Origin of the sequence: Nocardiopsis sp. NPDC049922 (genome assembly GCF_040660275.1) — a bacterium.
Taxonomy (GTDB): domain Bacteria; phylum Actinomycetota; class Actinomycetes; order Streptosporangiales; family Streptosporangiaceae; genus Nocardiopsis.
Window position 1 is genome coordinate 25358 of the sequence record NZ_JBFAME010000027.1, and the last position, 7580, is coordinate 32937.

Annotated in this window: 6 protein-coding genes, 3 tRNA genes and 1 pseudogene; 2 read left to right on the plus strand and 8 right to left on the minus strand. The window is 57.8% G+C overall.

Annotation, left to right across the window (positions count from 1 at the left end; genetic code table 11):
• Positions 1-198 precede the first annotated feature (198 nt).
• The 3 genes from AB0I72_RS26760 to AB0I72_RS26770 all read right to left on the minus strand — a co-directional run bounded on the left by AB0I72_RS26760 (position 199) and on the right by AB0I72_RS26770 (position 3580).
• On the minus strand, positions 199-1647 hold the full coding sequence (locus tag AB0I72_RS26760) for a phage portal protein (protein ID WP_358573467.1): 1449 nt from the start codon (positions 1645-1647) through the stop codon (positions 199-201).
• 12 nt (positions 1648-1659) lie between these two features.
• Positions 1660-3024 carry a terminase TerL endonuclease subunit gene (locus tag AB0I72_RS26765; protein ID WP_358573469.1) on the minus strand — a complete coding sequence of 455 codons (1365 nt, stop codon included), beginning with the start codon at positions 3022-3024 and terminating at the stop codon, positions 1660-1662.
• Between the two features lie 184 nt (positions 3025-3208).
• Positions 3209-3580, minus strand: a complete 372-nt coding sequence (locus tag AB0I72_RS26770; protein WP_358573471.1) for a hypothetical protein — start codon at positions 3578-3580, stop codon at positions 3209-3211.
• 107 nt (positions 3581-3687) lie between these two features.
• Here AB0I72_RS26770 and AB0I72_RS26775 point away from each other — a divergent pair, with 107 nt between their 5' ends.
• The gene (locus AB0I72_RS26775; RefSeq protein WP_358573473.1) at positions 3688-4065 is read left to right on the plus strand and encodes a hypothetical protein; all 378 of its coding nucleotides are present in this window, start codon (positions 3688-3690) and stop codon (positions 4063-4065) included.
• Between the two features lie 9 nt (positions 4066-4074).
• On the opposite strand, the gene AB0I72_RS26780 is transcribed toward AB0I72_RS26775, so the two are convergent.
• Both AB0I72_RS26780 and AB0I72_RS26785 read right to left on the minus strand, forming a co-directional pair.
• Positions 4075-4147 (minus strand) — tRNA-Asn (locus AB0I72_RS26780).
• A 4-nt stretch (positions 4148-4151) separates the two neighbouring features.
• Positions 4152-4225 (minus strand) — tRNA-Leu (locus tag AB0I72_RS26785).
• A gap of 57 nt (positions 4226-4282) precedes the next feature.
• Here AB0I72_RS26785 and AB0I72_RS26790 point away from each other — a divergent pair.
• Positions 4283-4624 (plus strand): annotated as a pseudogene (locus AB0I72_RS26790) (Lsr2 family protein); the annotation flags it as partial.
• A gap of 504 nt (positions 4625-5128) precedes the next feature.
• Here the strand turns inward: AB0I72_RS26790 and AB0I72_RS26795 are convergent.
• The 3 genes from AB0I72_RS26795 to AB0I72_RS26805 all read right to left on the minus strand — a co-directional run bounded on the left by AB0I72_RS26795 (position 5129) and on the right by AB0I72_RS26805 (position 7505).
• Positions 5129-5215: transfer RNA gene (locus AB0I72_RS26795), tRNA-Pro, on the minus strand.
• An 80-nt stretch (positions 5216-5295) separates the two neighbouring features.
• The gene (locus tag AB0I72_RS26800) at positions 5296-5616 is read right to left on the minus strand and encodes an HNH endonuclease (protein ID WP_358573475.1); all 321 of its coding nucleotides are present in this window, start codon (positions 5614-5616) and stop codon (positions 5296-5298) included.
• 290 nt (positions 5617-5906) lie between these two features.
• Positions 5907-7505, minus strand: coding sequence for a recombinase family protein (locus tag AB0I72_RS26805; protein ID WP_358573477.1), 1599 nt, complete (start codon positions 7503-7505; stop codon positions 5907-5909).
• Positions 7506-7580: the final 75 nt, after the last annotated feature.

Here is a 7580-nt window from a genome sequence, read left to right on the forward strand (position 1 = left end):
AGTTCCTCGCGATTGAAGCGTTAGCCCAAAACATCGCTTCTTCAAGCTTGGTAAGACTGAGAGACTTTTCTCTTCCCTCGGGTAGAAGGGTGTCGGCATGTTCAGCCGCATCTCTCAGGGCGCGTCGCATCTGCTCGTGGGACTTCCGTTTGTTCTCATTGGGAGCGTGATAGCCAAATCGGTTATCAAGATCGGTCATTACTTGACCTCCCCGGTCTTTCGGGCGTTGTTGCCCGCGTTTCCGGGGGCTTGCTTGTCCCCGGCCTTGGTTCCGTTACCGGCAGGAGCGGAGCCACCTTGTGCCCCCGTTACGGCGGCTAGTGCCCGCTGCTCTTCAATCACGGCCTTCTGTTCGTCCTTGGCCATCTGCTCAAAGCGTTCAATCTGGGAAGGCGTATAACCATAGTCCTCCCACAGTTGCTTACGAGGAACTCCGAGACCCTGACGCAACTTAACCAAGGCATCGACCCGAACGCCCTCACTGCGGTATTCGGGATCGTCCCAAATGGTTTCAGCGTGCCATGCTTCGGCCCGTGAATCGCCCTTGACCTTGAATGCCAGCCGCATCGCCTGTTCCCAAGCCTCGCCAAAATGCAATTGGCGCTCTCGGGCCTTAGCTACTAGACCGGCCTCGGCCGACTGGATGGACTCACCGGAAGGAGCCTGCCCGCCGTTGATCAAGAAATAGTGAGGGGGGACACGTGAAATCGTGCTGATGTGCTGCACCAGCATATTGATGAGATTCACGTAATTGTTCAGGTCTGCGGCCTCAAACTGCCCCCAGCGAGCATCCTTGTCCTCAAGAAGGAACATGCGATCAATCGCAGCTCTGACAGGAGCGATTTCGTTGCCGTTCTCATCTACCGGGATCTCAATGCCAGCTAGAACACGCTGAGGATAGGCCGCAAACTCACTCGCTACGATCGCATCGGCCGCAATCTTGGTGATGGCGTCCTGGAGAGGAATGACAGGATGAATCTCAGAATAGGGAATCGTCCGACGTAGCCGGGCACGATTCTCTAACGCGACCAAGGGGACAACTCCAAGCGGGTTGGATTCCCGCTTAGGATCGCCCCACCCGTTCTTTCCCGCTCCCCTGGTGGACGTGTAGACAGCCTCAGGGGTCCACAGAGTGCAGTAGTCCGTGCCCCAGTCGTCCCGGTACTGCTTAAGCCCCGCCTGTAGCTCTCTACGGCTCCCGGGCTTGTACTGGACAACAACCTCAGAGGACGTCTCAGGGGAGATAATGGGATTATCGTCCTTGTCGCCCCAGACTGCTAGATAGGAGCGGCCTGACACCAGAGCCGCGATGTGGGCGGCGTTGGAATCTGCATCAAGAAAGTTGCGCTGCCAAATCTCCTGAGCGTCTTTGTCTGCCTCGGGCTGTTCGCTCATGCGGAAACCACGAACGTTCAGGCGCTCCGAGATGGAGTCAACAACAAGAGAACAAAAATTGTCTCGCCAGTCAACGAACATCCCGCCGAACTCTTCGGCAAACTTCTTCTGAGCGAACGCTAAGACCCGTTCCTCAGAATCATAATATTTCTGGTACTTGTCGTTCCGCCCTTGCTGGACAGCTAGCTTGCCCTCTAGATAGTGCATCCAATCCGTAGGAGTCTCGGGGGCACCACTAAACTCGTATACCATGTGCCCCCCTTCCTAGAGACCTAGAATCCTGGTACGTCGCTTCATGCGGCCATCGGCAATAGCATCGCCTCGGGCCTCATAAGCGAGAATGGCCGCGACAGCGGCATCAATTTTGTTCTTGGACTTCGGCTTGTCCTTGCGCAGGATCACACCATGCGGAGTTTCCTTGGTTAGCGCGTTGCCGATGTGCCATGCAAGCATCGGGTCCCCATCGTGAACGAGTTGGCCGGTTACCGTGCTGGTGTGAAACCGTTCAACGGCCTCGGCCATCGTCTTGACACGGTTCGTGGGAAACTTGAAAACAAGCTTTTCCCCGAAGGCCACAGACCAACGGTCAATGATGTCCTGCCAGTAATAAGGGTCCGCGTAGACCCACGCAACGCGATACTGTTTAAACGCATTTCGGAACGTGGCGTCAACGGCTCCAACGTCAACCTCCCCGCCGTTATCTGCGGGGTCCCATATGCCAAGCACGAACAACTTCCCGTCAGTAAGACGACAGCCGATCATAGCTGTGCAGTCGTCATACAAGGACCCATCGAATCCGATAGCGATCTGATCGCCTTGTTTGATGGGTGAAAGTTCGTCGGCCCTCTCGGTCCACACCTCAGAAGGAATCCACGTATCAATGGTCTCCTTGATCTGATTGAAATAGAACCTGTAAGAGTCATGCTCAGGCGTTCGCGGATCTCGGATCGCTGCAAGGATCGAATCCACGTCAACCCACGACGAATCACCGTAGGAGATTTTCAGGGCTTCCCGGATTTGGTCGTCAGTGTGCTTGGTGGTGACTGTTCCCGGGGCCTCTACACAGTCATAAAGAATGTCTGAGGCACCCTTGTACATGGCCGCTTCATGCGTCACCTGGGCTACCGAATCTTCGGCCGGATTATATGCGTTCGTTGATTCGACGTAACGCGCTGCACCCTCGGGATTCTTTCGGATGTTACGGTCAATAACCTTCGCAACCTTGTGCCCGCCGTTGCTTTCAGTCCAGTGATGAGTTTCATCAAGAACCGCAAAAGTGGGACGACCACCCTCAAGCGTGGCCGAATTGGAGGTCACCGGTTCAATCTTTCCGGGGTGGCCATCCGAAAACTGGATGATCGTCTTACCAACGTCGATCTTCTTCTCACGAATGAGAGGAGACTCAACGAGCATGCCCCGAATGGAGTCCATCGTGTTGACGGTCTGGTGAATGGCAGTGGCTGCTAGCTGAATCCAGGGAGCCGCCACGGCCACGGCAACGGGGAAACCGTTCCGGTCAAAGTGGGAGAAGCGGCACGGCCCAACAAACTCAATGATGGACAGTGCCGCAAGGAAGGGGACTTGCCCCACCCCTTTGAACGGCGCAATGCGCCCGTCCTGTAAAGCCACTTTCCTTCGTCGTCAATGACGTAAAACCACAGGATGAAACGCTTTTGCTCTGGTGTGAAACTCCACGGACCGCCCGCGTCCTTGCCGTCAGGCTGTCTAATGTTTTCCTCAGCCCAACGGATGATCTGATAACCAAGTGAGCGTGTTGGGTGCGGCACGTGCGCGGGGATGTTTCCTGTCTGCATCAGGCACCACCGCCGCCTAGCTCCCGATACAGCTCCATATCGACCACAGGGGCGTCGTTGGCTGCGTCGTACTCCTGGTCGTCATCGTCCTCCTGGGGGCTCTTGAGCGTCATCCTGAGGGACTGGCGATCTCGAATGGTGGCCCCTAGGCGCTCCTCATTCAGACGGATCTCTGCCAGGATGGACGTTTTGGGCTCCTCCCAATACGCCTGTACCAGGGGGGCGAGCATCTGTAGGCGTTCCCAGTCGGAGGACAAAAAAAGTTCAGCCTGCGGACTCTCGGCCCACGTGTCCCACCAGCGGTGTACGGCCGTGCTGTATGACGCCCTCTTGAAGAGCTTGGGGGCCTTCGGCGTCGCGTCTTCAGACACAGCAACGGTCTTGTGCTTGTTGTTGGTTCGCCTAGCGTTCGGACTAGGTCGCGGTCCTCTTCCTGCCAAGAGACCCCCTTTCTTATGTAGGTGTGTATGATGCGGACATGACTCACTGGCACGGCGCAAAGCTGATCGCACAGCCGGACAAGACCGGTCGTAATTTTCTGATTCCGCTCATCGACGGAAGCCGCGCAACCAAGGAGCACGCGGCCAAGGACGTGATGGACTACTTGAGAGATGCCCTCAAGGCCGCTGGGGGTGACTCAGCCCAGGCCCGTCAGGTAGACGAGACGATCACGCGCGAGTGGTCCGAAGCTGTGGAGCGGGGCGAGATGTACGCGCTCGGCCCGGGGAAATTTTTCTCTGTCTTCAAGTGCGACGACTCCGATTGCGCGGCAGGACGAGGCCGTTGGATGGACCAAGCAATCACGGAGATTCGTAAGGCCGGGTTCGATCTGCGCATCGCCCCAATGAAACGATAGTATCGTGTGCTCCCCCGCCTGGACTCGAACCAGGGACAGGCGCATTAACAGTGCGTCGCTCTGCCGACTGAGCTACAGGGGAAGAGTGCCCTTAGAAGGACTCGAACCTTCACTAGCCGGTTCCTAAGACCGGTGCCTCTACCATTTGGGCTATAAGGGCTTGACTACTCCAAGAATGGTGTATGGTGGTCTCACGCCATGCGAAAGGAGACACAAGATGGCGCAAAGGGTTATCACCAAACTCATTGACGATCTCGACGGCGGCGAAGCCGCTGAGACGATCGCATTCGGTCTCGATGGGTCGATGTATGAGATCGACCTGTCCACGGAGAACGCCGGAAAGCTGCGCGAAGCGCTTGCCGACTTCCTGAGGGCAGCCCGCAAGGCTCCCGTGAAGCCGGGCGGGCCTGGTCGCGGCCGTAGCGCGGACTCCCGGCCGACGTCAGACCGTGAGCGGACGAAGGAGATCCGTCGTTGGGCCAAGGCCAGCGGAATCGACGTGAACGAGCGGGGACGCATCCCAACTCAGATCATCGCGCAGTACGAAGCGGCGGAAGGAATGCCGCTGGTGTCCTCTGAGGACACCCCCAAGAAGGAAGCTCCGCAGGTGCCTAGCCCCTTCCAGGTGTCGGAGCCTGACACCCTGGAGACGGCCGTCAGGCTGCTCACAAGCTCTCAGGTGTCCGACCAGGCCGGGAAGCTGTTCAAGCCCGGCAAGTCCGCCGCTGAGTTCACCAAGTGGGCTCAGGAGACGCTGACGGACAGCAGCGACATGAGTAAGGCGAACATCGAAGCTCTGGACTACACGGAGCTTCGCAAGGCCGTAAAGGCGCACCTGACAGAGGGTGCCAAGAAGTAGGCCCGACAAGACGAAGGCCCGCCCTCAGACGTGGTGAGGGCGGGCCTTCCGCTGTCTACGCTAGCAGGGCCGGGGGAATCGAACCCCTCGCCTCCCGCCTGTTTCACCACGGGGCCACCGTGGCTACTCGGGCCGGTGTGCTGCCTACACTCTGCCCCTAGTGCGACTCACGTTCCCTGGCTAGGGGCTCGCTCATCCACACAGTGTCAGGTGAGGGATTTGAACCCTCGGACCCCTTTAGGGTCACCAGCTCCACGCTGGTTGCGTTTGACCAGACTCCGCCAACCTGACGACCAATCGAATGCCCTCCCAATCGACCTAGCACCGCTCCTTGCGTCCTTGCGCGCTGCGGTGCGCCCCCGTGAACGGTGTTACAGAAACCGCTCCCGGTAAGTTTTCTTCGCATGGCACGGACCACAGATCACGGCCAAGTTAGAAAGTTGATTCGTCCCACCCCGGGAAACCGGGGTGACGTGATCCACGATCTTTGCCCCGGAGGCCCCACACCTGTAGCAGGTGCCTCGGGCTCTCTGCCGGGCCTGGTGCCTGAGAGTGCCCCAGTTCCCCGGACGGTTCAGGTTCCTCGCTGAGATCCTGGACCAGGATGGACGGGCGTGCGTCGCGCACTTGCCCTCACGGACGGAGACCTCAAGACACCCGGACTGCGCACATATGGTTTTTGCTCTCGGCAACCTCAGAGCCTCCCGTCTTGGTTGTCCGTGTCTTAACTCCGTCTACACCAACATATTGAGTGATGAGTATCTGAGAAGCCGCACCTTCAAGGGTGCGGCTTACTCGGAGGTTAAAATACCTAGGAGGTAAATATAACTAGTTAATATAAACAACCCCCTTGTGGGGGTTTTTAGTTGTTAAGTTATTATGTGTTACCCCCCTTTATCCCCCCATCGTTGTCTCGTCCTAGTGTTAGAGGGGTGAGTGTCCGAGGCACCCACCCCTCTTCACCGTGTAAGAATCAGGTAGCTTATTCCGCTAGGGCTGTGACCTGTTCGGACGCCTTGATCAAGGTTTCAAGGTCCGGGATGACGATCTGAGTAGCCGGAATCCCGGGATTGCCAAGTTCGTCAGGAACCCGCGTGACCTCAATCCGGGCCTTCACTGACGTAAGGAAGAAGTTCCTTTCGGGCCAGTCAGAGCGCTTCCAGTACTCCGCGAAAGTCTCGCCCATTTCTACGTACTCGATCCGGTCCTCAGTAGTGGCCATGCTACTCAACTTCTGCCTGTCCGCGACCAGGTTTCCCAGTCGTTCCATGTACTCATCCTCGCCCCCAGGGTAGTTGTACAGGCCAAGGTCTTTTTCGCGTCGGACTGAGGAGATGGCTTCCTCAAGTCGTGCAAGGTCCTCGCTGTAGTCAACCCCGGGGACCTTGACGGGGGACACCCTTTTTCGGTCTCCGACCATGTCCAAGATGGACTCTTCCACCTGGGCTTCAAGCCAGTTGGCATCCACTGACATGCCTCGGCACTTGGTTTTCGACTTCACAGAGCCGCAAATGTAGGTGCGAACGTTGCGAGTGCTCGGATTGTTGTGTCTGTACGCGGCTCCACAAAGAGCGCAGTAGGAAATTTCCCGAAGGGGGGACGGCTTCCGCTTCCCGTTGGGAGCCCTCTTGCTGCCCCGGGTAATGCGCTCCTGCAAAAGGAACCATTCAGCATCGGTGACAACGGGTTCACATCGCATGACCGGTGTGCCGTCAGGGTGTCTCACGACCTTGTACAGCTTCCGCTTGGCGTCGGCAAGCATGGTGGTGTACCCGCGAAGAGTCTCGTTGGTCAGGATCGTCCACACCGTGACGCCGTTCCACTTAGTTCCCTTGGGCTCCTTGCCCTGCTTGATGCGAACCACATCAGAGGGGGACGGATAGCCCTTCTCTGTCAGGTACTCAGCGATCTTCTCGTACGACCAGCCCCCGGGAGCCCAGACGCCGTTAATTGGCAGGCGTCCTAGGGCCAAGTCGATCATTTCACGGACGATCTTCACGCGCTCCTTGTTAAGAGCTAGGAAGGTTCCCTTCTTGCCCTCTCCGATTTGGCGTACTTCGGAGTCACACCAGTAAGGACCTGGTCCACCAAGGAAACGTCCGTTCTCCCGAAGGGTCTTCCGGGAAGCCAAAACCCTCTCGCGAATGGACTCAAGTTCACCCTCTGCGAAGATGGCGATAATCATCGCGATCAACTTGCCAACCCAGGTTGACAGGTCAAACTGGTCCTTGACCGCCTTGAGGATCTTCCCGTTCTTGTCAGCCCACTCGACAAGCTCATGAAAGTGAATGGATCGACGTGACAACCTGTCGATCTTGATTGCGATGAGTCCGTCAAACTCCTTGGGCGGGCTGTCACTGAGCCAGGGGCCAAGCCCGGGGCGCTTCGCAGGCGCGAGTGAGCCAGAGACGCCGACATCCTCAGCCCATCCCACGATCACCTCATTCCGGGCTAGGGCGGCTTCGATCTCGGCGCGCTGGCGTTCGGGGGCGGTGCTCTTGTCGTTGGCTCTGCTCAGTCGGATGACACCGACGAGTCTGATGATCTCGCTTCCGGTGTCGGTGGGGGTGGGGTTGTGCATGGTGCTCCTCGGTTGGGGGTACGTGAGAGTAGGCGATGGGTCCGACACGTTACAAACCCCTAGAGTCGCCAAGGC